Source organism: Mycobacterium sp. NGS41, assembly GCF_059812725.1.
On the sequence record NZ_JCALDF010000006.1, the window covers coordinates 84,365 to 110,219 of the forward strand.

A 25,855-nucleotide genomic window follows, 5' to 3' on the forward strand; every position below is an offset into this window, starting at 1 on the left:
CGCCGTCCTTTCCGCGAGCGTGCGTGGTTGTACGCCGACACGCCGCAAATGCTGTACATCTGCGCACGCTCGCGCCGAGAAAGGGGACCGCTAGTGCCGCGGCGGACTGACCTCAACCACGTCCTGGTGATCGGCTCGGGGCCGATCGTCATCGGACAGGCCTGCGAGTTCGACTACTCCGGCACCCAGGCCTGCCGGGTGTTGCGGGCCGAGGGGTTGCAGGTCAGCCTGGTCAATTCCAACCCGGCCACGATCATGACCGACCCCGAGTACGCCGACTTCACCTACGTCGAGCCCATCACCCCGACGTTCGTCGAGCGGGTGATCGCGCAGCAGGCCCAGCGCGGCAACAAGATCGACGCGCTGCTGGCCACTCTGGGGGGGCAGACCGCGCTCAACACGGCGGTGGCGCTCTATGAGAACGGGGCGCTGGAGCGTTACGGGGTGGAGCTCATCGGCGCCGACTTCGACGCCATCCAGCGCGGCGAGGACCGCCAGCGGTTCAAGGACATCGTCGCCAAGGTGGGCGGCGAATCCGCCCGCAGCCGCGTGTGTTTCACCATGGACGAGGTCCGGGAGACAGTCGAAGAAGTGGGCCTGCCCGTCGTGGTGCGGCCCAGTTTCACCATGGGCGGGCTGGGCTCGGGCATGGCGCGATCGGTCGAGGAGGTCGACCGGATGGCCGGCGCGGGGCTGGCCGCCTCGCCCAGTGCCAACGTGCTGATCGAGGAATCGATCTACGGCTGGAAGGAATTCGAGCTCGAGCTGATGCGCGACGGCCACGACAACGTGGTGGTGGTGTGCTCGATCGAGAACGTCGACCCGATGGGAGTGCACACCGGCGACTCGGTCACCGTCGCACCGGCCATGACCCTGACCGACCGCGAATACCAGCGGATGCGCGACCTGGGCATCGCGATCCTGCGCGAGGTCGGCGTCGACACCGGCGGCTGCAACATCCAGTTCGCGGTCAACCCGCGCGACGGGCGGCTGATCGTGGTCGAGATGAACCCGCGGGTGTCGCGGTCCAGCGCACTGGCGTCCAAGGCCACCGGCTTCCCGATCGCCAAGATCGCGGCCAAGCTGGCCATCGGCTACACCCTGGACGAGATCGTCAACGACATCACCAAGGAAACCCCGGCCTGCTTCGAGCCCACGCTGGACTACGTCGTGGTCAAGGCGCCGCGCTTCGCGTTCGAGAAATTCCGCGGTGCCGATCCCACCCTGACCACCACGATGAAATCCGTCGGCGAGGCAATGTCGTTGGGCCGCAACTTTATCGAAGCCCTCGGCAAGGTGATGCGGTCCCTGGAAACCCCTCGTAGCGGGTTCTGGACGGCGCCCGACGCCGAAGGCTCGGAAGCGGATCTGAACGAGGTGCTGACCCGGCTGCAGACCCCGACCGAAGACCGGCTCTACGACATCGAACTGGCGCTGCGGCTGGGCGCCTCGATCGATCAGGTCGCCGAGACCACCGGTGTCGACCCGTGGTTCGTCGCGCAGATCGGCGAGCTGGTGGTGCTGCGCGCTGAGCTGGTCGACGCGCCCGTCCTTGATGGCGACATGCTCCGGCGTGCCAAGCACAGCGGGCTGTCGGATCGTCAGATCGCCGCGCTGCGACCGGAATTGGCCGGAGAAGACGGGGTGCGGTCGTTGCGCGAGCGGCTGGGCATTCACCCCGTGTACAAGACCGTCGACACCTGCGCGGCGGAGTTCGAAGCCAAAACCCCTTACCACTACAGCAGCTATGAGCTCGACCCCGCCGCGGAGACCGAGGTGGCTGCGCAGACCGAGAAGCCAAAGGTGCTGATCCTGGGTTCGGGGCCCAACCGCATCGGCCAGGGTATCGAGTTCGACTACAGCTGTGTGCACGCGGCAACCACGTTGTCGCAGGCCGGTTTCGAGACGGTGATGGTCAACTGCAACCCGGAGACGGTTTCCACGGACTACGACACCGCCGACCGGCTGTATTTCGAGCCGCTGACCTTCGAGGACGTCCTCGAGGTGTACCGCGCCGAAGCGCAATCCGGCGCCGGCGGGCCCGGTGTCGTCGGCGTGATCGTCCAGCTTGGCGGCCAAACCCCGCTCGGGCTGGCGCAACAGCTCGCCGACGCCGGAATTCCGATTGTCGGCACCCCGCCGGAGGCGATCGACCTGGCGGAGGACCGCGGCGCGTTCGGCGACGTGCTGAACGCCGCGGGTTTGCCGGCTCCCAAGTACGGCACCGCAACCACTTTCGATCAAGCTAGGCGGATCGCCGCGGACATCGGCTATCCGGTGCTGGTGCGGCCGTCCTATGTGCTGGGTGGTCGCGGCATGGAGATCGTCTACGACGAGGAGACGCTGAGGGGGTACATCACCCGCGCCACCGAGTTGTCTCCCGAGCATCCGGTGCTCGTCGACCGCTTCCTCGAGGACGCGGTGGAGATCGACGTCGACGCGCTGTGCGACGGCACCGAGGTCTATATCGGCGGCATCATGGAGCACATCGAGGAGGCCGGCATCCACTCCGGCGACTCGGCGTGTGCGCTGCCGCCGGTGACCTTGGGCCGCAGCGACATCGAGAAGGTACGCCGTGCCACCGAGGCCATCGCCCATGGCATCGGCGTGATCGGGCTGATCAATGTGCAATACGCCCTCAAGGACGACGTGGTCTACGTGCTGGAGGCGAATCCAAGAGCGAGCCGTACCGTCCCTTTCGTATCCAAGGCCACCGCGATCCCGCTGGCCAAGGCATGTGCCCGGATCATGCTGGGGGCCAGCATTTCTCAGCTTCGCGACGAGCGACTGCTGGCGCCTTGCGGAGACGGTGCCAATGCGGCCGAGGACGCACCCATTGCCGTCAAAGAGGCAGTGTTGCCGTTTCACCGATTCCGCCGCGCGGACGGAGCGGCCATCGACTCTCTGCTTGGCCCGGAGATGAAATCGACCGGCGAAGTCATGGGGATCGACCGCGACTTCGGCAGCGCCTTCGCCAAGAGTCAGACCGCCGCCTATGGATCGCTGCCGGCCCGCGGCACCGTGTTCGTGTCCGTCGCCAACCGGGACAAGCGTTCGCTGGTGTTTCCGGTCAAGCGGTTGGCCGACTTGGGCTTTCGTGTCCTTGCCACCGAAGGCACAGCAGAGATGTTGCGCCGCAATGGAATTCCCTGCGACGTAGTGCGCAAGCATTTCGAGGAGCCACAACCGGGCCGACCCGCCGCGTCTGCCGTCGACGCCATCAAGGCCGGTGAGGTCGACATGGTGATCAACACGCCCTACGGCAACTCCGGTCCGCGTATCGACGGCTACGAAATCCGGTCGGCGGCGGTGGCCGTCAACATTCCCTGCGTCACAACGGTTCAGGGCGCCTCCGCGGCCGTACAGGGCATCGAGGCCGGCATTCGCGGCGACATCGGAGTGCGGTCGCTGCAAGAGCTGCACCGCAGCATTGGCGCAGGAGGCGCCGGCAAGTGACCGGCTTCGGTGCCCGGCTGGCCGAGGCCAAGGCGAGCCGAGGCCCGCTGTGCCTGGGTATCGACCCGCACCCCGAGCTGTTGCGGGCCTGGGACATGCCGACCACCGCCGACGGGCTGGCCGCATTCTGCGAGACCTGCGTAGCGGCGTTCGCCGGTTTCGCCGTGGTCAAGCCGCAGGTGGCGTTCTTCGAGGCTTACGGCGCGGCCGGGTACGCGGTGCTGGAGCGCACCATTGCCGCGTTGCGCGAGGCAGGGGTGCTGGTGCTGGCCGACGCCAAGCGCGGCGACATCGGGACGACGATGGCGGCATACGCCGCGGCCTGGGCCGGCGACTCGCCCCTGGCCGTCGACGCGGTGACGGCTTCGCCCTATCTGGGGTTCGGCTCGTTACGGCCGTTGCTGGAGGTCGCCGCGGCCCATGACCGCGGGGTGTTCGTCCTGGCGGCAACCTCCAACCCGGAGGGCTCGACCGTTCAGCGCGCCGATGCCGATGGCCGCACGGTGGCCCAGCTGATCGTCGACCACGTCGCGGCGGCCAATGCGTCGATGGGGCCGGAGCCGGGATCCGTCGGCGTCGTCGTCGGCGCGACGACCCTGCAAGCGCCCGATCTCAGCGCGCTGGGCGGACCGGTGCTGGTGCCGGGCGTGGGCGCCCAGGGCGGGCGACCGGAGGCGCTGCGCGGCCTCGGTGGGGCCGCGCCGGGTGAGTTGTTGCCGGCGGTGGCGCGGGAGGTTTTGCGGGCCGGCCCCGACGTGGCGGAGCTGCGGACCGCCGGTGAACGGATGCTGGACGCCGTCGCCTACCTCGCCAAGTAGCGCGAGCAGACGCGAAAGGCCCCGTTTCGTGCCGAAAGAAGGGGCTTTTGCGTCTGTTCGCGCTGGTTAGCTCATTCCGGAGCTGAAGCTTCGCCTGACTCCGCGGTCTCCACGATCACTGTGGTGGCCTTGACGACGGCCACGGCCACGCTCCCCGGCCGCAGGTTCAGCTCCTGGGCGGCCGCGGTGCTCATCAGAGAAACCACGGTGAAGGGGCCACACTGCATCTCGACCTGGGTCATCACCTTGTCGCTGACGACCTTGGTGACCAGGCCGACGAATCGGTTGCGGGCCGAGCTGCCGACGCCCAAGGGGTTGGGCGGCGGTGCCGGCGCGTTGGTATGCGAGAACTGGGCCAGTTCCTCGCTGGCGATGACCTTGCGGCCGGATGAGTCGAGACTGACCGCCAACGTGCCGTTGTTGATCCATCGCCGAACGGTGTCGTCGCTGACCCCCAGCAACTCGGCCGCCTGACGTATCCGCAGGTTCGGCACCGGATGATCGTAGCTCGCCGGGCGCGCGGCCGGCGTCGCCTTACGCGCACCGCGACACGCGCGACACGCCACGACAATCCGTGATTCTTGGCACTGGGGGATTATCGCCGCCCGCAGGCTGGCGGCGCGGTGGCTTGCCGGTTGCGTATGGCCAGCTGGCCTGCGGCCTAAAACCGCTGGTAGGAGGCGTGTGCGAGCCTGTCGCGAGGGAATGCGGCTGCGGCATCGACGCCGCGTGCAGCGGCTTTCAGCGGCCCGAGGAGGGCCGCTGTCCGTCGCGCGTGCCGTGCCCACGCTGGGCGTTTTATGCCCTCAACCAGGGGGGCGGGTTAGATTTCGTCAGGGAGCCTGAGTACGGTCGTTCCCGCTGGCTGGAGTACCCGGCTGAGACAAGAAAAGATCGATTGTTATCGATGAGAGACGGAGGAATCGTGGCTCTTCCCCAGTTGACCGACGAGCAGCGGGCGGCCGCGTTGGAGAAGGCTGCTGCCGCACGTCGAGCTCGAGCTGAGCTCAAGGATCGGCTGAAGCGCGGCGGCACTAACCTCACGCAGGTGCTCAAGGATGCCGAGAGCGACGAAGTCTTGGGCAAGATGAAGGTGTCTGCGCTGCTCGAGGCGTTGCCGAAGGTGGGCAAGGTCAAGGCGCAAGAAATCATGACCGAGCTGGAGATCGCGCCGACCCGCCGACTGCGTGGCCTGGGCGATCGTCAGCGCAAGGCACTGCTGGAAAAGTTCGGCTCCGCCTAACCCCGCCGGCCGACGATGCAGGCCGGCAGGCCTGAGGTGGAGGCCGGCAATCAGACGCGGCCGGGAGCGCCGGTGAGCGCCCGCGGGGGACCGGAATCAGCACGTGGCGATCGCGAGCGCGGCGCAGCCGGGCGAAGCGGGTCGCCACCACCAGGACGCGTGGTCGTGCTGTCCGGTCCCTCCGCGGTCGGCAAGTCGACCGTGGTCAAGTGTCTGCGGGAGCGGATCCCGAACCTGCATTTCAGTGTCTCGGCCACGACACGGGCACCGCGGCCGGGCGAGGTCGACGGCGTCGATTACCACTTCGTCAGTCCGGCCCGGTTCCAGCAGCTGATCGACCAGGGCGCGCTCTTGGAGTGGGCCGAGATACACCGCGGACTGCACCGATCGGGCACCCTGGCCCAGCCGGTGCGCGACGCCACGGCGGCGGGTGTCCCGGTGCTCATCGAGGTGGACCTGGCCGGGGCGCGGGCGATCAAGCAAGCGATGCCGGAAGCGGTCGCCGTGTTTCTCGCGCCGCCCAGCTGGGAGGACTTGGAGTCGCGGCTAACCGGCCGGGGTACCGAGACACCGGAGGTGATCCGGCGCCGCCTCGACACTGCGCGCACCGAATTGGCTGCTCAAGGCGACTTCGACGAGGTCGTCGTGAACAGTCGATTGGAGTCTGCGTGCGCCGAATTGGTATCCTTGCTGGTGGGAACCGCGCCGGACCCGAGTTCTTAGCCGCTTTCAAACCGCTTTTACGCCATCCCAGGAGATTGACTACGTGAGTATTCCCCAGTCCGACACGTCGCTGGCCGCCGTCGCTGCCGTGGATCAGTTCGACCCGTCCGCGGGTGGTCAAGGCGCCTACGACACCCCCCTGGGCATCACCAACCCGCCCATCGACGAGCTGCTGGACCGGGTTTCCAGCAAGTATGCGCTGGTGATCTACGCGGCGAAGCGGGCCAGGCAGATCAACGACTACTACAACCAACTCGGTGAGGGCATCCTCGAATACGTTGGCCCGTTGGTCGAGCCCGGACTGCAGGAAAAGCCGCTGTCCATCGCGTTGCGCGAGATCCACGCCGACCTGCTCGAGCACACCGAGGGCGAGTAACAGGGCAGGGCCGGGCGTGGACAACCGCGATCGGGTCGCGAAAAAAGTCATCGTCGGCGTCTCCGGAGGCATCGCCGCATACAAGGCGTGCACCGTCGTCCGTCAGCTCGCCGAGGCCGGTCATCTGGTCCGGGTCATCCCCACCGAATCGGCCTTGCGCTTCGTCGGGGCCGCCACCTTTGAGGCCCTTTCCGGTCAGTCGGTCCACACCGACGTCTTCGACGACGTTCCCGAGGTACCCCACGTTCAGCTCGGCAAGCAGGCCGACCTGGTGGTGGTGGCGCCGGCGACGGCCGACCTGCTGGCCCGCGCGGTAGCTGGCCGTGCCGACGATCTGCTGACCGCGACGCTGCTCACGGCCCGGTGCCCGGTGCTGTTCGCGCCGGCCATGCACACCGAGATGTGGTTGCACCCGGCCACCGTCGACAACGTGGCCACGCTGCGCCGCCGCGGCGCGGTGGTGCTGGAACCCGCATGGGGCCGGCTCACCGGCACCGACAGCGGCGCGGGCCGCCTGCCCGAGGCCGAGGAGATCACCACCCTGGCCCATCTGCTGCTGGAGCGCCATGACGCCCTGCCGTATGACCTCGCCGGCCGCCGCGTCCTGGTGACCGCCGGCGGCACCCGCGAACCCATCGATCCGGTGCGCTTCATCGGTAACCGCAGCTCCGGAAAGCAGGGTTATGCGGTCGCCAGGGTCGCCGCCCAGCGGGGCGCTGAGGTCACGCTGATCGCCGGGCACACCGCGGGGCTCATCGACCCTGCTGGTGTCCACGTGGTGCACATCAGCTCGGCGGAACAACTCGGCGACGCGGTGTCCAAGCACGCTCCCGAAGCGGACGTGCTGGTGATGGCCGCGGCGGTCGCCGACTTCCGGCCCTCGCAGGTGGCCGCCGCGAAGATCAAGAAACGCCCGGACAGTCAGGACGAAGCGCCGACGATCGAACTCGTGCGCAACGACGACGTGCTGGCCGGCGCGGTGCGGGCGCGTACTCACGGAGAGCTGCCCAATATGCGGGCCATCGTGGGGTTTGCCGCCGAGACCGGCGACGCCAATGGCGACGTGCTCTTCCACGCCCGGCAAAAGCTGCGCCGCAAGGGCTGCGACCTGTTGGTGGTCAACGCCGTGGGCGAGGGCAGGGCCTTCGAGGTGGACAGTAACGACGGCTGGCTGCTGGCGTCCGACGGTACCGAGTCGGCGCTGCAGCACGGCTCGAAGACGCTGATGGCCAGCCGTATCGTTGACGCGATCGTTGCATTTCTGCAAAGCGAAACCGGATAACGCCCTAGTCAGGACGCCCGGCTTGGCCGGTTCGAGCAGCGGCCATTAAAATAATTTGCCTAACTAAGTTTACGCAGGACGGAAGGATGACAGGGTGAGCGAGAAGGGTCGGCTGTTTACCAGTGAGTCGGTGACCGAGGGCCATCCCGACAAGATCTGTGACGCGATCAGCGACTCCGTCCTCGATGCGCTGCTGGCGGAGGACCCCCACTCACGTGTCGCGGTCGAGACGCTGGTGACCACCGGGCAGGTGCATGTGGTGGGTGAGGTGACGACGACGGCCAAGACGGCGTTCGCCGACATCAGCAACACCGTCCGCGAGCGAATCCTCGAGATCGGCTACGACTCGTCCGACAAGGGTTTCGATGGGGCGTCGTGCGGGGTGAACATCGGCATTGGCGCGCAGTCGCCCGACATCGCCCAGGGCGTGGACACCGCGCACGAGGCACGCGTCGAGGGCGCCGCGGACCCGCTGGACTCCCAGGGCGCCGGCGACCAGGGCCTGATGTTCGGCTACGCGATCAACGACACCCCGGAGCTGATGCCGCTTCCCATCGCCCTGGCCCACCGGCTGTCGCGGCGGCTGACCGAGGTCCGCAAGAACGGGACGCTGCCCTACCTGCGGCCCGACGGCAAGACGCAGGTCACCATCGCCTACGAGGACGACGTCCCGGTGCGGCTGGACACCGTGGTCGTCTCCACCCAGCACGCCGACGGCATCGACCTGGAGAAGACGCTGGACCCCGACATCCGCAAGCACGTGCTCAAGACCGTGCTCGACGAGCTGGCCCACGAGACCCTCGACTCGTCGGCGACCCGGGGGCTGGTCAACCCGACCGGCAAGTTCGTCCTCGGCGGCCCCATGGGCGACGCGGGCCTGACCGGCCGCAAGATCATCGTCGACACCTACGGCGGCTGGGCCCGCCACGGCGGCGGCGCCTTCTCCGGCAAGGATCCGTCCAAGGTGGACCGTTCGGCGGCCTACGCGATGCGCTGGGTGGCAAAGAACATCGTTGCCGCCGGCCTGGCGGAGCGCGTCGAGGTGCAGGTGGCCTACGCCATCGGCAAGGCCGCCCCGGTGGGGCTGTTCATCGAGACGTTCGGCACCGCGATCGTCGACCCGGTCAAGATCGAGAAGATCGTGCCCGAGGTGTTCGACCTGCGGCCCGGTGCGATCATCCGCGACCTGGACCTGCTGCGCCCGATCTACGCGCAGACCGCCGCCTACGGTCATTTCGGCCGCACCGATATCGAACTGCCGTGGGAGCAGCTCAACAAGGTCGACGACCTCAAGCGCGCCATCTAGGCGTAGGCCCTCGAACGTGACGCTGCAGTCACGTTCGGCGCTCACTGTGACTGCACTGTCACGCTCGGCGAGTGGGGCCGGGGCTGTGCGCTACCGGGGCGGCAACGGGTGGTCGGGGTCCAGCGCGGGCAGCCCGTCGATGCTGTGCTGGTTGCGGGTGCGCGTCCGAACGTAGGTTTCCTCAGGCGCCTTCGCGTGATGCGCGTCGAGCACCGGCCGCTCGTCGATGAGCTCGTAGTAAGGCACCGCGTAGCCGCAGGCGTCGGCGATTCGCTCCACATCGACGACGACGGCGGCCCGCAGACCCGGATGCGTGTCCCCGAAATGCGTTCGCAGCGTATCGAATTCGCTATCATCCGGACGGACGACCCGCTCAGTGCCGAACAGCCGCAAGATCCGCGAGTTGCGGGTGAACGAGCAGAACATGATGGTGATGCGGCCGTTGTCGCGTAGGTGCGCGATCGTCTCAGTGCCGCTGCCGAACAGGTCCAGATAAGCCACCGTGTGGTCGTCGAGCACTGCGAATGTGTCGCGGTAACCCTTGGGCGACAAGTTGATTCGGCCGCCTACCGACGGGGCGGTGGCGACGAAGAACATGGCCTGGCTCTGCATGAACGCTCGGAGCGACCCGTCGATATGCGAAAACTCCTTCGCCATCGAGGTGTCCTTTCCAAGCGCACTCCAAGTCCAGAATCGACTGCCAGCCTAACCCGGGAGCAGAATGTCGCCGGGCTTGAGTGCGGCCAATCTGACGTCGCCGTCGTAGAAGTCGATGACACGCGGGTTCATCACCCGGCGCCACAGCGGGGGGAACAGCGCTAGCAGCAGCATCGCGCTGTAGCCGCTCGGGAGTTGGGGTGCCTCGTCGACGTGACGCAGCACCTGGTAGTTCCGCAACGGATTGGCGTGGTGATCTGAATGCCGCTGCAGGTGGAAGAGCAGGATGTTGGCCATGCACGTGCTGCTGTTCCAGCTGTGCGTGGGTCGCACCCTTTCGTAGCGGCCGTTGGGCAGCTTCTGCCGCCGCAGACCGTAATGCTCCAGGTAGTTGACGGTTTCCAGCAGGCAAAAGCCCAAAATCGCCTGCCCGATCAGCCAGGGCAGCACTACGGGGCGAAACCATACCGCAAGTACGGTAAACAGCCCGAAAGTGAGGAGCCAGGCATTAAGCACGTCATTGCGCAGTGACCAGCGGGATTTGCCGATCCTGGACAACCGGGTGGCTTCCAGGCTGCAGGCAGAGCGCAGGCCGCCGATGACCGACCGTGGCAGGAACGCGTAGAGACTTTCGCCGAACCTCGCGCTCGCGGGGTCCTCAGCGGTAGCGACCCGGACATGGTGGCCGCGGTTGTGCTCGACAAAGAAATGCCCATAACAGGTCTGCGCCAGCGCGACCTTGCTCAACCGTCTCTCACGTTGTTCGCGCGTGTGTCCCAGTTCGTGCGCGACGTTGATGGCGAGGCCACCGACCAGCCCGGTTGTTGCCATCAGGCCAAGCTTGTCGGGGAAAGACATTGTCACCCAGCCGCCGCCGGCCCACAGCCAGCAGGCGAATATCAGTGACAGGTACTGGTTGGGCAGGTAGAGATAGGTGACCCAGCGGTAGAAGGGGTCGCTCTCCAGCCATGCGACGAGACCGTCGGACGGATCGTTCGCGTCGCGCCCGGTCACGTGGTCGAGAATCGGCATGACCCCGAACGCCAGGATGGGGCTCGTCCACCAGAACACGCCGAGGCCGGTCGCCCATACGCCGAACCATGACACGTAGACAAGCGTCGGGATGGCCGCCGCGATTAGCCACAGGTACCTCTTGGGTTGCCTCCAGCTAGCAGCCGACGGCTGCTCCCGCCCGCCGCTTACGCGAGCGTTGATAAATGGTACTTGTGTCCAATAACATTCAAGAAGTCCAAATATCGCCGTTCGACCTGCCATGCTTATTCAAAGTAGCAGTTATCACATACTTATGGTATCGTTATATGGAAGTTATATGAATCACAGTTGGTTAGGTGGGCTGTGAGGACGCGCGGGCTTGGCCGTGGGCTCGACTGGACCCGAGGGACCCGACTGGGCCCGATGCACTAGTGGAGGCGCTGAATGACTCTGTCGCGCAGACGTTTTCTCGGTGTCGCCGCCGGAGTTGCCGCGGGTGCTCTGGGTGCTGGGGCCGTCGAACTCGGAAGACGCAGCGACGCAGGTGCCCTGCGGCCTCACTACCGGGCCATCGTGGTGGGCAGCGGCTACGGTGGTGGCGTTTCGGCGCTACGGCTCGGCCAAGCCGGCATCGACACCCTGATTCTGGAAAAGGGCAGGCAGTGGAGCACCGCCGACACCGACGGCAAACGCTTCTCGCGAATGTTGCCCGCGGACAACCGCGCTGGCTGGTTCACGTCGGTGCCGCCCAGCCTGGTGCCGTCCTTTCGTGGCGTTTCGATGGCGGACGTAGCCAAGCGCGCGCCGTCGCCGCAGCCGGTCCAGGCCGGGATCTGCGAAAAGGTTGTCCACGGCGCGCACACGGTGTTTCGCGGAACCGCAGTCGGCGGGGGATCGATGGTCAACGCGGCAATTGCCGCGATTCCGACCGCGGCCCAGGTCCGTGCGGCGTTCCCCGACATCGACCCCGCCGTTTTCCTGGGCACGTACATCGAACGCGCGAAGACGATGCTGCGAATCAGCTATCGCGACATGGATTGGTTCGAGCGCACACCCTGGTTCCAGTACGCGAGAGTGGGGCGGCAGTACGCGGACGCAGCCGGCTACCGCGTCGACTACAACGGCAGCGCCTACTCGTTCGACTACATGAGAAAAGAAGAGGCGGGCCAGGTTCCACGTTCGGCTCTGGACTTTGAGCAACAGTATGGCAACAACTACGGCAGGTTCGGCAGCGTCGACCAGACGTATATCGCTGCCGCGCTGGCGACCGGCAAGGTCACCCTGAAGCCGCTCACCGAGGTCATCGGCATCCGGCGCGAGCGTTCCGGCGAGTACGTGCTGTCCACCCGTGAGATCGACCGGTTCGGCAAAGAGGTTGCACGCGTCGAAATCGCCTGTGATCAGCTGTATCTCAGTGCGGGGGTAATCGGCACCAATGAACTCCTGCTGCGGGCTCGCGAGACGGGGTCGCTGCCCGACTTGAGCCAAGAGATCGGTCGTGGATACGGGAACAACGGCGACATCATGGTGTCTCACATGCTGCAGCCCGGCGATCCCGCGGGTACTCAGCAGTCCTTGATGGGCATGATCAACCTCGACGGCCGAGACGATCCGGATAATCCCGTATACGCCAGCATGTTCTCGCTTCCGCTTCCGGTCGAGACCTACGCGTTGGGCTATTACGTGATGGTGCGGACCGGCGATCGCGCTGACATCAGCTACGACCGGGCCAAGGATTCGATCGCCATCGACTGGTCGGCGGGCCACACCGATCAGCTGCGCGCGAAAGCACAGCTGGTTTTCGACAAGGTGACGCACGCCAACGGCGTGGACTATCGCGACGACTTATTCGAGGGACAGGCGTTCGCGCCCAACACTGTTCATCCGATGGGTGGGGTTGTTCGGGGCATGGCCACCGATGGCTACGGCAGGGTCAAAGGGTATGACAAGCTTTATGTCAACGATGCGTCACTGCTGCCCGGCTACCTCGGCTGTAACCCCTTCATGACCATCACCGCGCTGGCGGAACGCAATATCGAAGCGATCCTGCAGGGTCGCAAGTGATCTCGGCTTTGGCTGTGAATCCTTGGCTTTGCGGGTGAATCGTTGGCTTTGGGTGTGAATTCTTGGCTTTGCGCGTGCAGTCTGGGTACAAACTCGCGCCGGATCGACGCCTTAGCTTCGCACCGAACGCCCTAGCTTCACGCTGCTCGCGCAGCATCTGCGAATCCGCCCCGCCTGCGGCGCGCTGAGCTGATCGCGCTGGCTTCGCGTTACCCGGTGAACCGGTAGTCGTCGAGATCGAAACGCCGGCTGCGCCAGTAGGCTTCCACCGTCGTGGTCGGGCGGAGGGGGACGTCGCCGTTCTTGTCGAAGTAGTAGCTGTTGGCCAGCCGGCAACTGTCCTGCCAGAAGATCTGCCGGTGCCGTTTGCGCATCATCTCGGCGAAGTATCGCGCGTTGGCCTCTTCGGTCACCTCGACCCGAGTGGCGCCGTTACGCCGAGCCCGCTTCAGGCAGCGCACGATGTGGTGGGTCTGCGTCTCGATGAGCGCGAAGTACGACGACCCCACGTACCCATACGGGCCGAACACGGTGAACATGTTGGGGAACCCGGGAACACTGACACCCTCGTAGGCCTGCAGTCGATGCTCGTCCCAGAAGCGGCTCAAGGACCGGCCACCGGTGCCCGCGACGGCGTAGGTCGGGACATTATCGGTGTCCATCACTTTGAAGCCGGTCGCCAGTATCAGCACATCGATCTCGTGGTTTTCGCCGTCGGTGGTTGCCACCGCGCCGGGGGTGATCTTGTCGATCGGCTCGGTGACCAGACGAACGTTGTCGCGGTTGAACGTTGCCAGGTAGCCGTTGTGAAAGCCGGGCCGTTTACAGCCGACCGCGTATTGCGGGGTGAGCTGCTCGCGCACCTCCGGATCTTCTACCTGCTGACGCAGGTAGCTGCGGCCCGCGTCCGCCATCCTTTTGGCCAACGGAAACACCGTGAAGTACTGAGCGGAGATCGGGAACGTCAATTCGACGAAAGCCTGGCTGAGGATCCGTTGCACGACTTTGCCGCCGGGAATCCGCATCGCCCAGCGGGCCGCGGTCGGCAGCGGGACGTCGAGTTTGGGGAAGCACCAGATCGGTGTGCGCTGAAACACGCTGAGGTGGGAAACAATCGGTGCGATCTCGGGGATCACCTGCACGGCTGAAGCGCCGGTGCCGATGATGGCTACCCGCTTGCCGGTCAGGTCCTGGCTGTGGTCCCAGCGGGCGGTGTGCATGGTGATGCCGTCGAAAGAGTCCACCCCGTCGATGTCGGGCAGATTCGGCACGGTGAGGACGCCGCTGGCGCTGATCACGAACCTCGCGGTGATTTCGCCGCCGGGGTCTGTTTGTACGCGCCAGAGGCTGTGCTCGTCGTCGTACTCGGTGGAAATGACCTTGGTGTTGAACCGGATTCGGGAGCGCAGGCCGTACTTGTCGACACAGTGCTCGGCGTATGCCTTGAGCTCGTTGCCGGGCGCGTAGGTTCTCGTCCAGTCCGGGCTCTGCTCGAAGGAGAACTGGTAGGAAAAGGACGGAATATCAACGGCGATACCGGGATAGGTGTTCCAGTGCCAGGTGCCGCCGACTCCGTCGCCAGCCTCGATTATCAGAAAATCGTCGAATCCTGCCCGGTCGAGCTGGATCGCGGAGCCGATTCCGGAGAATCCGGCGCCGACGATCAGTACGTGGTGATCGGGCTGCGCACTCATTCAACGTCTCCTTCCGACGACATGCACGCCACACTTGGGCCGCAAGGTCAGCGTCGCCTCTGGTTCGACCCGATGGCCGGGGGCGAGGTCAAAAATGAAGCGCTGACTCAATATTGAGGCTATCAGGACCATCTCCATCAACGCGAAACTCTGGCCGATGCAGATGCGTCTGCCGCCGCCGAACGGCAGGTATGCCGAACGCGGACGGGTGCGGTCCACGGCCAGAAACCGGCTGGGATCGAAGGTTTCCGGCTCGGGCCACCAGCGGGGGTCGTGGTGAATGTGGTGGATCGGGATGATGACGGTGGTGCCGCGACGAATGTGGTGAGCCCCGCCGGTGCCGCCGATGACGTCGTCCACGATCGCCCGCCGTGCGATGAGCCACACCGCCGAAAAGCAGCGCTGCGATTCCTGCAGGCACGCGGTGGTCCATGGCAACCGACTCAGGTCGTCGGCGGTGGGGCGGCGGGTGCCGAGCACGTCGTCGATCTCGGCGAGCAACCGGTCGCGGGCCTCGGGGTGCAGGGCCATCAGGTACCAAAACCAAGACATGGCGTTCGCGGTGGTTTCGTGTCCGGCGAGCATGAAGGTGAGGGCTTCGTCGCGGACCCGCTGACGGGGCCAGGTTCCCCCGTCGGCATGCAGCAACACGTTGAGCAGGTCGGCGGAGTCGGTTGGGTGCGCCATGCGCTGGTCGATCACCGAGTTGACCGACCGGTCCAGCGTCAACACGATTTCCTGGACGTCACGCAGCGGCGGCGGCAGGTGGACACCGGAATAGACACACCAGTTCAGCGCGTCGTAGACCGGACGCGGCATCAGGCCCCACAGCCCGAGCCGCTCGAACTTCTCGGCACGCCGCAGCCCCCGGGTCGCCAGGTCGCTCATGCTCTGCACCAGCGGCCCGAAGTCCTGGCTGAACAGGGCATTGGCGACCACACGGAGAGTCGACTCCACCATCGTCTCGTGGATGTCGAACTGATCGGTTCTCAGCGTGTCGATGACGTCGGCGATCGGTTCGATCATCAAATCGACGAGACCATTGAGGTGGCGCCGGGCGAATGTCGGGTTCAGCGCCCCGCGGTGGCTGGCCCAGGAATCGCCTTCGTCGGTGAGCAGGTTGATGCCCGCCGCGGCCCGGATGGGCTCGTATTCGTCGGACTTGACGTAGCGCAGGCGCGCTTCGTGTAGCACGTGATCGACGTAGTCGGGATGCTTGATGGAGACGAAACGCCGTCCAGCACAACGAAATCGGAAGATGTCGCTGTCGTTCAACCGGCCCACGAAGCCATCGCTCACGTCGAATCCGATGGTGATGGCCTCGCGCGTCATCGTCCAGGTGTTCAGCCGTCTGGCGGGTCCGCTGCGCGGCCGCCCGGCGGTCACGGTGGCCATTACTCCACTGTATGGATGACGACTGCGCGGGGTAATGAGAGTATCGGACACAGAGTTGGGAATTTAGGACAAGCTGATGGCCCACACGCCGCGCGAGGTGACCCACCCGGTCTATGCGACCAGGGTGTTGTGCGAGGTGGCCGCTGAACGTGGGGTGCCCACCAGCGACGTGCTGGCGGGCACGGCGATCGAACCGGCCGATCTGGACGATCCGAATGCCATGGTCAGCGGGTTCGACGAGATCCAGGCGGTGCGCCGGCTGTTGGCCCGGCTACCCGATGAGACCGGCATCGGCATCGACGTGGGCAGCCGGTTCACACTTACCCACTTCGGGTTGTTCGGGTTTGCGGCCATGTCGTGCGGCACCCTGCGTGAACTTCTCGACGTCACGACGCGCTACTTCGCCCTGACGATGATGCACATCGACGTCGCGGTCTTCGAGACCGCCGACGACTGCCTGGTGGAATTCGGCGCCGCCCATTTGCCCGAAGACGTGCGCGGATTCTTCATCGAACGAGATATTGCTGGAATCATCGCCACCACAACCAGTTTCGCATTGCCGGTAGCGGAAAAGTATGCCGAACAGGTCTTGGCCGAAGTCGCAATCCATGAGGAGCTGTTACGTCCGCTACTTGACGTGCTACCGGTGCACGACGTGGCATTCGGCCGGGCACACAACAGATTGCACTTCCCGCGCGCCATGTTCGACGAGCCGCTGCCGCAGGCCGACCGTCACACGCTGGAGATGTGCATGGCGCAGTGCGACGTGCTGATGCAGCGCAGCGAGCGCCGCCAAGGGATCACCGCGCTGGTGCGCACCAAGCTGTTCCGCGATTCCGGTTCCTTCCCAACGCTTCCCGATATCGCCGGCGAACTCGACGTCCATCCGCGCACGCTGCGCCGGCGACTCGCCGAAGAAGGTACCTCTTTTCGCGCACTGCTGAACGAAGCGCGCTCCACCGTGGCCGTAGACCTGCTGCGCAACGTCGGGCTGACGGTGGAGGAGGTGTCGAAGCGGTTGGGCTACACCGAGGTTTCGACGTTTTCGCACGCGTTCAAACGCTGGTACGGCGTGGCGCCCAGCGCATATTCCCGTCAGGTCTAACCGTGCAGCGCCTTCTTCAACGCCGCCACGCCCCGGTTGGCGGCCTCGGCGGCGGCCGGAACCACCAGCGCGAAGCTGACGTACCCGTGCACCAGGTCCGGCTCGTTGCGCAACTCCACGGGCACGCCGGCCGCCCGGAGTAACTCGGCGTAGTGAGCCCCGTCGTCGCGCAGCGGGTCGTGTTCGGCGGTGCCGATGAAAGCGGGGGGCAGGCCGGACAAGTCGGCGGCGTTCGCGGGGGCGAGGGTGGCGGGCAGCGTCGCGTGGTCGGTGATGTCGACGCCGGGGATGTACCACTGCATGAATGCGTCGATGACGTCGCCGTCCAGGATCGGTGCGTCGGCATTCTCGGTGAACGACGGCAACGACAGGTCGGCCGTGGTCGACGGATACCACAGCAACTGGAAAACCAGCGGCGGCCCGTCGTTATCGCGCGCCAGCTGCGCCATGACCGCCGCTATGTTGGCGCCCGCGGAGTCGCCGACGACGGCGATCCGGTCGGGGTCGCCGCCCAGTTCGGCGGCATGCTCGCCGACCCAGCGCAGTGCCGCCCAGCTGTCGTCGATCCCGGCCGGGAACGGATGCTCCGGCGCCAGTCGGTAGTCGACGGACACCACGATCGCCTCCGCGCCGACCGAGTGCATGCGGGCGACGGGGTCGTGGGTGTCCAGGTCGCCGATCGACCAGCCGCCGCCGTGGTACAAGACGACGACGGGCAGGCCCTCGTCCGCGCTGACCGGCGGCCAGTAGATGCGGACCGGGATGGCGGTGAGCTCGCCGTAACCGACCGTTCGCTCCTCGATCCGCAGCTGGGGAAGCATTTCCGGGGGCGCTTGGAGCTGTTTCATCCGGGCGCGTGCGACCTCGACGCCTTCGGCGGCGTTGAACGTCAGCGGAACCGCATCGAGCAGCGCCTTGAAAGCCGGATCGATGGGTTGCCGGGCAGTGGTCGGGTCGGTCATGGGCCTACCGTACGCAATGGCTGATTCAAGTCGATCTACCCCTGCTCTGCGGCTGAGCTAGGCGTGCAGCGCAGCCCGCAACGCGGCCAGTCCGCGCTCCATTCCCTCGGTTGCGGCGGGCACCACGCCGGCGTAACCGAGGTAGCCGTGCACCATCGTCTCGGCGTTGTGCACCTCGACCGGAATGCCGGCCGCCGACAGCAGCTCGCCATAGCGGATGCCGTCGTCGCGCAGCGGGTCGTAGCCCGCGACAGCGATGTAGGCGGGTGGCAGGCCGCCCAGGTTCTTGGCCCGGCCCGGCGCCATCCCCGCCGGCGGGTCGGATAGGTCGACTTCGCCTGCGTACCAACGGGAGAACGCGGCGATTGCGGCGGTATCGAGGACCGGCGCGGTCGCGTTCTCGGTGAAGGACGGCAGTGAAACGTCCCACAGCGTGGAGGGATACCACAACAGCTGGAACGCGATCGGCGGACCTCCCTCGTCCCGGGCCCGCTGCGCGACCACCGCGGCGATGGTGCCGCCCGCCGAATCCCCGGCAATGGCCAGCCGGGTCGTGTCGGCACCGATCTCCGGGCCGTGATCGGCAACCCATACCGTTGCGGCACAAGCATCTTCGACCGCAGCGGGGTAGGGATGCTCCGGTGCCAGGCGGTAGCCGACCGACACCACCACCGCGCCGGCGCCAACCGCATGCTGCCGACAAGTTCCGTCGTGCGTGTCCAGATCACCCATGACGAAGCCGCCGCCGTGGAAAAAGACGACCGCCGGCGGTGCCGCGCCATACTCGGAATCACTTGGCGGCCAATAGATCCGCAGATCGATCGAACTTTCGGGTCCATCGATGGCGCGATCTTCGACCCGCAACTCGGGGTGCACCGTCCGGCGCTTGAGGTCGCGCAATCGTTGCCGGGCTGCGTCGATCCCGTCGTGCGCCGATAGCTGGAACGGAACCTTATCCAGTACCTTCATCAAGATGGGGTCGATAGCGGGTTTCTCGTCGGCAGTTTTTTCCAAACTGGGCATGGAGGAACCGTACGCACCTCGATTGGTGGCTGGCGGCTGGGTGGTCGCCGGATGGGTCGGCATCGCCTACGGCGTGTACTTGACCGTGCTCGCGTTGCGCTCACCTCCCGGTGCCGAACTGACTGGTCACTGGGTTCTGCAACCGCCGTTCAAAGCGTCGATGGCGGTGTTGCTGATGTTGGCTGCCGCCGTGCATCCCATCGTGCGCGAGCGAAGGTGGCTGATGCCCGCGTTGCTCCTGTCAGCGATCGGCGACTGGTTGTTGGCGATCCCGTGGTGGACGCTGTCGTTCCTCTTCGGGCTGGGTGCATTCCTCTTCGCGCACTGGTGTTTCTTCGGTGCACTGCTCCCGCTGGCGTGGCGGTCGGGGCCGTCGCGGGTTCGCATCGCGGCCGTCGGGGTGATGGTCGTGGTATGCGTGGCGCTGTTGATTTGGTTCTGGCCCCACCTCGGCGCGGAAAAGCTGACCTTTCCGGTGACCGTCTACATCGCTGTGCTGTGCGTGATGGTGTGCACGGCGTTGCTGGCGAAGCTGCCGACGATCTGGACCGCGGTGGGGGCGGTCTGTTTCGCGGTGTCGGACGCGATGATCGCCATCGGCAGGTTCATCCTCGGCAACGAGGCGTTGGCGGTGCCGATCTGGTGGTCGTACGCGGCGGCCCAGATCCTGATCACGGCCGGGTTCTTCTTCGGCCGCGAGGTCCCCGACGAATCCGCCGATGAATCCGCCGCCGACGACGTCGCGGTCACCGGCGGCGACTGATTGTCGGTGGCTTCCGGTATCACTAGAGCGATGTTGTGTAACAGCGAATCTCGCCGCGCCGGACGGTAATCGGTGACGCGCGACGGCACAGCTCGCACACCCCTCGAGGTAGAGCCGATCGCGCGAGTGCTGCCGATGCTGTCGTTGCCGCACCTGGACCGCGAGTTCGACTACCTGGTGTCCGCCGAGCAGTCCGACGACGCGCAGCCCGGAGTGCGGGTACGGGTGCGATTTCACGGCCGGCTGGTCGACGGGTTCCTCCTGGAGCGGCGCAACGACACCGACCACACCGGCAAACTGGGCTGGCTCGACCGGGTCGTCTCGCCCGAACCCGTGCTCACTCCGGAAATTCGCCGGTTGGTCGACGCGGTCGCGGCGCGCTACGCCGGCACCCGGCCGGACGTATTGCGGCTGGCGGTGCCGGCCCGCCACGCCAAGGCCGAACGCGAACCCATCGTGATCCCTGCGCGGCCGGCGATCGCGCCGGTCGACCCCGGTGGGTGGGAGGTTTACGGCCGCGGCGGGCAGTTCCTGACCGCGTTGGCGGAATCGCGTGCCGCCCGCGCCGTCTGGCAGGCGCTGCCCGGCGAGCCGTGGGCGGACCGATTCGCCGACGCCGCCGCGCAAACCGTGCGGGCAGGACGTTCGGCGCTGGCGATCGTGCCCGATCAGCGGGATCTGGACGCGCTGTGGCAGGCGGTGACGGCTCGCATCGACGAGGACAGTGTGGTGGCGCTGTCAGCGGGCCGGGGGCCGGCGGCGCGCTATCGGCGCTGGCTGGCCGCGTTGCGGGGCAGCGCACGGCTGGTGATCGGCACCCGCAGCGCGGTGTTCGCGCCGCTGAGCGACCTGGGCCTGGTCATGGTCTGGTCCGACGCCGACGACACGCTGGCCGAGCCGCGGGCGCCCTATCCGCATGCCCGGGAGGTGGCGATGCTGCGCGCGCATCAGGCGAGGTGCGCGGCGCTGATCGGTGGCTATGCGCGGACCGCCGAAGCCCACGCGCTGGTGCGCACCGGATGGGCGCACGACATCGTCGCGGCACGGCCGGTGGTACGGTCCCGCACTCCCCGGGTCGTCGCGCTGGACGACAGCGGATACGCCGACGAACGCGACCCCGCGGCGCGCACTGCGCGGCTCCCGTCCATCGCGCTGCGTACCGCCCGGTCGGCGCTGGAAGCCGGGGCACCGGTGCTGGTACAGGTGCCGCGGCGCGGGTATGTGCCGTCGCTGGCCTGCGCGCGTTGCCGCAAGATCGCGCGCTGCCGGCATTGCACCGGTCCGCTGGCGCTGCAGGACCGTGGTGCACCAGGGACAGCGTGCCGCTGGTGCGGGCGCATGGATTCGACGCTGAAATGCACGCGCTGCGGATCGGATTCGGTTCGCGCCGCCGTCGTCGGGGCCCGACGCACCGCTGAGGAGCTCGGCCGGGCATTCCCGGGTACGCCCGTCGTCACCTCGGCGGGGGAGGCCGTCGTATCCGAGGTCCCCGCCCGCCCGGCAGTGGTGGTAGCCACCCCGGGGGCCGAACCCCGCGCGTCGGGCGGATATGGGGCGGCGCTGCTGCTGGATACCTGGGCGCTGCTGGGCAGACAGGACCTGCGCGCCGCCGAGGACGCGCTGTGGCGATGGATGACCGCGGCGGCATTGGTGCGGGCCCGCGGCGACGGCGGTGTGGTGACCGTCGTCGCCGACGCATCCATCCCGACGGTGCAATCGCTGATTCGGTGGGATCCGGTGGGTCATGCGGACGCCGAGCTGGCGGCCCGAACCGAAGTCGGCCTGCCGCCCAGCGTGCACCTGGCCGCGCTGGACGGCAGTGCCGAAGGTGTTGCGGCCCTGCTCGACGCGGTCCAATCGCCGGACCTGCAGCGCCTGCAAGCCGACCTGCTCGGTCCGGTCGACCTGCCGCCGGGGTCACGCCGCCCGGCGGGCACCCCTGCTGGCGCCACGGTCACCAGGATGTTGGTCCGGGTCCGCCGCGAGCGCGGCCTGGAGCTGGCAGCGGCGCTGCGGCGCGGCGTCAGCGTGCTCAGCACCAGGCAAACCCACGAGCCGGTTCGGGTACAGATCGACCCACTGCACGTCGGCTAGCGTGGCTGCTCCGCCTCAAAGCTTGCGGGCGACGACAATCAGATATTCCCAACCCATGACGCCGTCCACCAGAAACTCCTGCGCGAGTTCGATCAGCTGCGCGTCGAGCGCGGCCGCCAGCACCGCATTATCGCCGATGTTTGCGAAGGCCTCGATCGTCGGGCCGTAGTGATTCTTGAAGTAGTAGTGCACATCCTCGGCGCTGTCGAATCGATTGACGGTCAACATGTCTCGGCTCGCGCTGACATTGGTGACCCGATCGCCCAGCAGCCCAAGGACGTAGTCCTCGCGACCCCACAACGCCGCCGGAGGGACGGACGCCGAAAGGGTCGGGCGATACGGCCGGATAGCGGCCAGCATCCGCCCGAAGAATCCCGTTGGTGTCCAACTGATCACGCCGATGGTGCCGCCGGGGCGGCATACGCGGGCCAGCTCGTCGGCCGCGCGCTGCTGTTCCGGCGCGAACATCACCCCGATCGCCGATATCACGGTGTCGAACTCGCCGTCGGCGAAGGGCAGCGCGTGCGCGTTGGCCTGCTGCCAGTCCAGGGTCAGGCCCAGCTCCGCGGCCCTGAGCCGAGACCGATCAAGCAGCTCGGGTGTGAGGTCGGTGGACATCACGATGCCGCCCGCCTTGGTCGCGGGCAGCGAAATAATTGCCAGAGCCGGCGGCGACGTCCAGCACCCGCTGGCCTCGGCCAATTCCGGTCGCTGCCACCAGGATTGGGCCGAGCGGGGCCATGACGTCCTCGGCCATCAGGGCATAGTCGCCGGATGCCCACACGGCACGATGGGTGGCCGCGAGGCTGTCGTCCTCGCGAATAGGCGTGTCGATTGTCGTCATCAGACCTCCTGGGGCATGGAAAGGGGAGAAGCGAGAGGAAAAGCCGGTGCCCGCCGACCTCGTCGTCGTTGGCGCCAGCTACGGTTTGTATAGACAATAGTATACACATACTACATTTGGGCTTTGCTAGACTCACCGAGCCATATCTTTTGGGTGGCGCGGTGACGAAGTTCACGGCTCGGGAAAAGGGGGAACCCACGTTGCCGGCGGAAAACGCCTTACCGGTCGACGAATCACTCGACGCGATCACCGATGCGTTGCTGACCGCGTCCCGGTTGTTGGTGGGCATCTCGGCCCGCTCAATCGCTCTGGTGGACGAGAGCATCACCATTCCGCAGTTCCGGACTCTGGTGATCCTGTCCAACCAGGGCCCGATAAACCTCGCGACGCTGGCCGGACTGTTGGGCGTCAAGCCCTCGGCCACCGGCCGCATGGTCGATCGGCTGGTCAGCGCCGGGCTCATCGACCGGATGCCGCACCCGACCTCGCGGCGTGAGTTACTGGCTGCGCTGACGCCACATGGACGCAAGATCGTCCGGCAGGTCACCGCACACCGGCGCTCCGAGATTGCCCGCATCGTGGAGCAAATGCCGCCGCAGGATCGGCACGGGCTGGTGCGCGCGCTCACCGCGTTCACCACCGCCGGCGGTGAGCCGGCGTACCTCGACGACGACATTTAGACTCGGCCGGCCCTCGGACGCACGTCGGTTTCTAAACTGTGCCAGTGCGCCTCGTCTTCGCCGGCACCCCCGAAACCGCACTGCCCGCCCTGCGTCGCCTCGTCGACTCGCCGCGCCACGACGTGGTGGCCGTGCTGACCCGCCCCGATGCCGCCTCCGGCAGGCGGGGAAAGCCGGCGCCGTCGGCGGTGGCCCGCGAGGCGCTCGACCGCGGTATCCCGGTGCTGCGACCGTCGCGGCCGAACTCGCCGGAGTTCGTCGGCGAGCTATCGGAGCTGGCGCCGGAGTGTTGCGCGGTGGTGGCGTATGGTGCGCTGCTCGGCGACGCGTTGCTGGCGGTCCCCCCGCACGGCTGGGTCAACCTGCACTTCTCGCTGCTGCCGGCTTGGCGCGGCGCGGCGCCGGTGCAGGCCGCGATCGCGGCGGGGGACACGATCACCGGAGCGACGACGTTCGAGATCGAGCGAACGCTGGACTCCGGGCCGGTCTACGGCGTGGTCACCGAGACGATCCAGCCGACCGACACCGCGGGCGATTTGCTTGGCCGGCTGGCGAATTCAGGTGCTGTCCTGCTGTCGACGACCCTGGACGGCATCGCCGATGGGACGCTGACACCGCGACCCCAACCCGCAGACGGAGTCAGCATGGCCCCGAAGATCACCGTCGAGCAGGCCCGGGTGCGTTGGGATCTGCCGGCGCCGGTCGTCGAGCGCCGGATTCGGTCCGTCACGCCCAATCCCGGTGCCTGGACGCTCATCGGAGACCTGCGAGTAAAGCTTGGGCCCGTGCATCTCGGTTCGAGCTCGTCGACTCCAGAATCCTTGCCGCCCGGCGGAATTCGTGTAGAGCGCAAGAGCGTGTGGATCGGTACCGGCTCAGATCCAGTGCGGCTGAGCCAGATTCAGCCGCCTGGCAAGAAAGTCATGAACGCCGTCGACTGGGCTCGTGGCGCCCGGCTCGATCCCGCCGCGCGGGCGTCATGACCCCGCCCCGACCAAAAACCCCGGGGCCAAAGCCGCGCCGCCGGCCGCTGGACCCTGCACGTCGCGCAGCGTTCGATGTGCTGCGGGCCGTCAGCGAACGCAGCGCCTACGCGAACCTGGCCTTGCCCGCGCTGCTGCGTCAGCGCGGTATCAGCGGACGTGACGCCGCGTTTGCCACCGAGTTGACTTACGGCGCCTGTCGCACGCAGGGCCTGCTCGATGCGGTCATCAGTGCGGCCGCCGGCCGCTCGACGGAAGCGATCAATCCGGTGCTGCTCGACCTGCTGCGGCTCGGCACTTACCAGCTGCTGCGCACTCGCGTCGACGCATACGCGGCTGTATCCACCACTGTGGAGCAGGCTGGCATCGAATTCGATTCGGCGCGAGCTGGTTTCGTCAACGGTGTACTGCGTACCATCGCCGCGCGGGACGAGCGGTCCTGGGTCGACGAGCTGGCTCCCGACCCGTCGCGCGATCCCGTCGGCCACGCCGCTTTCGTTCACGCTCACCCGCGCTGGATCGCCCAGGCCTTCGCCGATGCGCTGGGCGCGGCGGCCGGGGATCTCGCTGCCGTACTGGCCAGCGACGACGAACGGCCTCAGGTACATCTGGCGGCCCGCCCTGGAGTGCTGACCGCCGCCGAATTGGCCGATACGGTGCACGGCACCGTAGGACAGTATTCGCCGTATGCGGTATACCTGCCGGGCGGCGACCCCGCACAGCTGGCGCCGGTGCGCGAGGGTACGGCGCTGGTCCAGGACGAGGGCAGCCAATTGGTGGCTCGCGCGCTGACGCTGGCGCCGGTCGACGGCGACACCGGACGCTGGCTGGACCTGTGCGCGGGGCCGGGAGGCAAGACCGCGCTGCTGGCCGCGCTCCTGAGCCAAAGCGCCGGCCCGCGGGCCCGGGTCACCGCCGTCGAGCCGTCGTCGCGTCGCGCGGAGCTGGTGACCGAGAACACCCGCGGGCTGCCCGTCGACGTGCTGCAGGTAGACGGGCGGCATACCGATCTCGAGCCCGTTTTCGACCGCGTGCTCGTCGACGTGCCCTGCACCGGGTTGGGCGCATTGCGTCGTCGACCCGAGGCCCGCTGGCGGCGCCAGCCGTCAGACGTGCCGGCGCTGGCCAGGCTGCAGCGCGAGCTGCTGGCGGCCGCGATCGCGCTGACCCGGCCGGGGGGAGTGGTGCTGTATGCGACCTGCTCGCCGCATCTGGCCGAAACCACCGGCATTGTCGCCGACGCGCTGCGCCGTCATCCGGTGTGCGCGTTGGACACCCGGCCGCTGTTCGAGCCGTTGCGCGAGGGCTTGGGGGACGGCCCGTCCGTACAGCTTTGGCCGCACCGGCACGGCACCGACGCAATGTTCGCGGCCGCGCTACGGCGCCAGTAGTGT

At 67.1% G+C, this 25,855-nt stretch carries 21 protein-coding genes and 1 pseudogene; 14 read left to right on the forward strand and 8 right to left on the reverse strand.

What is annotated here, in order from left to right; genetic code table 11:
- Positions 1 to 93: 93 nt before the first annotated feature.
- Together carB and pyrF are read left to right on the forward strand one after the other, a co-directional pair.
- Positions 94 to 3,456 carry a carbamoyl-phosphate synthase large subunit gene (gene carB, locus AC5Y21_RS08160; protein ID WP_499911111.1) on the forward strand — a complete coding sequence of 1,121 codons (3,363 nt, stop codon included), beginning with the start codon at positions 94 to 96 and terminating at the stop codon, positions 3,454 to 3,456.
- On the forward strand, positions 3,453 to 4,274 hold the full coding sequence (gene pyrF / locus AC5Y21_RS08165) for an orotidine-5'-phosphate decarboxylase (RefSeq protein ID WP_499911112.1): 822 nt from the start codon (positions 3,453 to 3,455) through the stop codon (positions 4,272 to 4,274). The genes carB and pyrF overlap by 4 nt, the downstream gene beginning before the upstream one ends.
- A gap of 71 nt (positions 4,275 to 4,345) precedes the next feature.
- On the opposite strand, the gene AC5Y21_RS08170 is transcribed toward pyrF, so the two are convergent.
- Positions 4,346 to 4,768, reverse strand: coding sequence for a TOBE domain-containing protein (locus tag AC5Y21_RS08170; RefSeq protein WP_499911115.1), 423 nt, complete (start codon positions 4,766 to 4,768; stop codon positions 4,346 to 4,348).
- A gap of 431 nt (positions 4,769 to 5,199) precedes the next feature.
- On the opposite strand from AC5Y21_RS08170, the gene mihF reads away from it, so the two are divergent.
- From mihF to metK, 5 genes are all read left to right on the forward strand, one after another.
- Positions 5,200 to 5,517 (forward strand): integration host factor, actinobacterial type, encoded by a 318-nt coding sequence (gene mihF, locus AC5Y21_RS08175; RefSeq protein ID WP_003407240.1) that lies wholly within the window; start codon positions 5,200 to 5,202, stop codon positions 5,515 to 5,517.
- 72 nt (positions 5,518 to 5,589) lie between these two features.
- The gene (gene gmk, locus AC5Y21_RS08180) at positions 5,590 to 6,240 is read left to right on the forward strand and encodes a guanylate kinase (RefSeq protein ID WP_499911154.1); all 651 of its coding nucleotides are present in this window, start codon (positions 5,590 to 5,592) and stop codon (positions 6,238 to 6,240) included.
- 43 nt (positions 6,241 to 6,283) lie between these two features.
- The gene (gene rpoZ / locus AC5Y21_RS08185) at positions 6,284 to 6,616 is read left to right on the forward strand and encodes a DNA-directed RNA polymerase subunit omega (RefSeq protein WP_499911155.1); all 333 of its coding nucleotides are present in this window, start codon (positions 6,284 to 6,286) and stop codon (positions 6,614 to 6,616) included.
- A gap of 16 nt (positions 6,617 to 6,632) precedes the next feature.
- Entirely contained in the window at positions 6,633 to 7,898 is a 1,266-nt protein-coding gene (gene coaBC, locus AC5Y21_RS08190; RefSeq protein ID WP_499911157.1) for a bifunctional phosphopantothenoylcysteine decarboxylase/phosphopantothenate--cysteine ligase CoaBC, read from the forward strand.
- Positions 7,899 to 7,992: 94 nt separating this feature from the next.
- The gene (gene metK, locus AC5Y21_RS08195; protein WP_499911158.1) at positions 7,993 to 9,204 is read left to right on the forward strand and encodes a methionine adenosyltransferase; all 1,212 of its coding nucleotides are present in this window, start codon (positions 7,993 to 7,995) and stop codon (positions 9,202 to 9,204) included.
- A gap of 90 nt (positions 9,205 to 9,294) precedes the next feature.
- On the opposite strand, the gene AC5Y21_RS08200 is transcribed toward metK, so the two are convergent.
- Entirely contained in the window at positions 9,295 to 9,861 is a 567-nt protein-coding gene (locus tag AC5Y21_RS08200; protein ID WP_499911161.1) for a pyridoxamine 5'-phosphate oxidase family protein, read from the reverse strand.
- A 48-nt stretch (positions 9,862 to 9,909) separates the two neighbouring features.
- The gene (locus AC5Y21_RS08205) at positions 9,910 to 10,968 is read right to left on the reverse strand and encodes an alkane 1-monooxygenase (RefSeq protein ID WP_499911163.1); all 1,059 of its coding nucleotides are present in this window, start codon (positions 10,966 to 10,968) and stop codon (positions 9,910 to 9,912) included.
- 330 nt (positions 10,969 to 11,298) lie between these two features.
- On the opposite strand from AC5Y21_RS08205, the gene AC5Y21_RS08210 reads away from it, so the two are divergent.
- Positions 11,299 to 12,918, forward strand: coding sequence for a GMC oxidoreductase (locus AC5Y21_RS08210; RefSeq protein WP_499911165.1), 1,620 nt, complete (start codon positions 11,299 to 11,301; stop codon positions 12,916 to 12,918).
- Positions 12,919 to 13,127: 209 nt separating this feature from the next.
- Here AC5Y21_RS08210 and AC5Y21_RS08215 read toward each other — a convergent pair whose 3' ends face one another.
- Positions 13,128 to 14,612, reverse strand: a complete 1,485-nt coding sequence (locus tag AC5Y21_RS08215; RefSeq protein ID WP_499911166.1) for a flavin-containing monooxygenase — start codon at positions 14,610 to 14,612, stop codon at positions 13,128 to 13,130.
- The gene (locus AC5Y21_RS08220; RefSeq protein ID WP_499911168.1) at positions 14,613 to 16,007 is read right to left on the reverse strand and encodes a cytochrome P450; all 1,395 of its coding nucleotides are present in this window, start codon (positions 16,005 to 16,007) and stop codon (positions 14,613 to 14,615) included.
- A gap of 76 nt (positions 16,008 to 16,083) precedes the next feature.
- Here AC5Y21_RS08220 and AC5Y21_RS08225 point away from each other — a divergent pair, with 76 nt between their 5' ends.
- Entirely contained in the window at positions 16,084 to 17,112 is a 1,029-nt protein-coding gene (locus AC5Y21_RS08225; RefSeq protein ID WP_499911170.1) for an AraC family transcriptional regulator, read from the forward strand.
- Here the strand turns inward: AC5Y21_RS08225 and AC5Y21_RS08230 are convergent.
- Positions 17,109 to 18,074, reverse strand: coding sequence for an alpha/beta hydrolase (locus tag AC5Y21_RS08230; RefSeq protein WP_499911172.1), 966 nt, complete (start codon positions 18,072 to 18,074; stop codon positions 17,109 to 17,111). The genes AC5Y21_RS08225 and AC5Y21_RS08230 overlap by 4 nt on opposite strands.
- Before the next feature lie 57 nt (positions 18,075 to 18,131).
- On the reverse strand, positions 18,132 to 19,097 hold the full coding sequence (gene lipI, locus AC5Y21_RS08235) for an esterase LipI (protein ID WP_499911174.1): 966 nt from the start codon (positions 19,095 to 19,097) through the stop codon (positions 18,132 to 18,134).
- On the opposite strand from lipI, the gene AC5Y21_RS08240 reads away from it, so the two are divergent.
- On the forward strand, positions 19,096 to 19,860 hold the full coding sequence (locus tag AC5Y21_RS08240) for a lysoplasmalogenase (protein WP_499911176.1): 765 nt from the start codon (positions 19,096 to 19,098) through the stop codon (positions 19,858 to 19,860). The two genes, lipI and AC5Y21_RS08240, sit on opposite strands and share 2 nt — an antisense overlap.
- Positions 19,861 to 19,995: 135 nt before the next feature.
- The gene (locus AC5Y21_RS08245; protein WP_499911357.1) at positions 19,996 to 21,954 is read left to right on the forward strand and encodes a primosomal protein N'; all 1,959 of its coding nucleotides are present in this window, start codon (positions 19,996 to 19,998) and stop codon (positions 21,952 to 21,954) included.
- A 15-nt stretch (positions 21,955 to 21,969) separates the two neighbouring features.
- On the opposite strand, the pseudogene AC5Y21_RS08250 reads toward AC5Y21_RS08245, so the two are convergent.
- Positions 21,970 to 22,798: pseudogene (locus AC5Y21_RS08250) on the reverse strand (class I SAM-dependent methyltransferase).
- Between the two features lie 200 nt (positions 22,799 to 22,998).
- Between AC5Y21_RS08250 and AC5Y21_RS08255 the strand changes: the two are divergent.
- The 3 genes from AC5Y21_RS08255 to AC5Y21_RS08265 are packed head-to-tail and all read left to right on the forward strand — an operon-like array spanning position 22,999 to position 25,852.
- Positions 22,999 to 23,478, forward strand: coding sequence for a MarR family winged helix-turn-helix transcriptional regulator (locus AC5Y21_RS08255; protein ID WP_499911359.1), 480 nt, complete (start codon positions 22,999 to 23,001; stop codon positions 23,476 to 23,478).
- Between the two features lie 44 nt (positions 23,479 to 23,522).
- Positions 23,523 to 24,461 carry a methionyl-tRNA formyltransferase gene (gene fmt / locus AC5Y21_RS08260; protein ID WP_499911177.1) on the forward strand — a complete coding sequence of 313 codons (939 nt, stop codon included), beginning with the start codon at positions 23,523 to 23,525 and terminating at the stop codon, positions 24,459 to 24,461.
- Entirely contained in the window at positions 24,458 to 25,852 is a 1,395-nt protein-coding gene (locus AC5Y21_RS08265; protein WP_499911179.1) for an RsmB/NOP family class I SAM-dependent RNA methyltransferase, read from the forward strand. The genes fmt and AC5Y21_RS08265 overlap by 4 nt, the downstream gene beginning before the upstream one ends.
- Positions 25,853 to 25,855: the final 3 nt, after the last annotated feature.

Coding starts and splice junctions, on each gene's coding strand:
- AC5Y21_RS08200 (WP_499911161.1), bottom strand. CDS start 9,861: ATGGCGAAGGAGTTTTCGCATATCGACGGGTCGCTCCGAGCGTTCATG.
- AC5Y21_RS08210 (WP_499911165.1), top strand. CDS start 11,299: ATGACTCTGTCGCGCAGACGTTTTCTCGGTGTCGCCGCCGGAGTTGCC.
- AC5Y21_RS08215 (WP_499911166.1), bottom strand. CDS start 14,612: ATGAGTGCGCAGCCCGATCACCACGTACTGATCGTCGGCGCCGGATTC.
- AC5Y21_RS08220 (WP_499911168.1), bottom strand. CDS start 16,007: ATGGCCACCGTGACCGCCGGGCGGCCGCGCAGCGGACCCGCCAGACGG.
- AC5Y21_RS08225 (WP_499911170.1), top strand. CDS start 16,084: ATGGCCCACACGCCGCGCGAGGTGACCCACCCGGTCTATGCGACCAGG.
- AC5Y21_RS08230 (WP_499911172.1), bottom strand. CDS start 18,074: ATGACCGACCCGACCACTGCCCGGCAACCCATCGATCCGGCTTTCAAG.
- AC5Y21_RS08240 (WP_499911176.1), top strand. CDS start 19,096: ATGGAGGAACCGTACGCACCTCGATTGGTGGCTGGCGGCTGGGTGGTC.
- lipI (WP_499911174.1), bottom strand. CDS start 19,097: ATGCCCAGTTTGGAAAAAACTGCCGACGAGAAACCCGCTATCGACCCC.
- AC5Y21_RS08245 (WP_499911357.1), top strand. CDS start 19,996: ATGCTGTCGTTGCCGCACCTGGACCGCGAGTTCGACTACCTGGTGTCC.
- AC5Y21_RS08265 (WP_499911179.1), top strand. CDS start 24,458: ATGACCCCGCCCCGACCAAAAACCCCGGGGCCAAAGCCGCGCCGCCGG.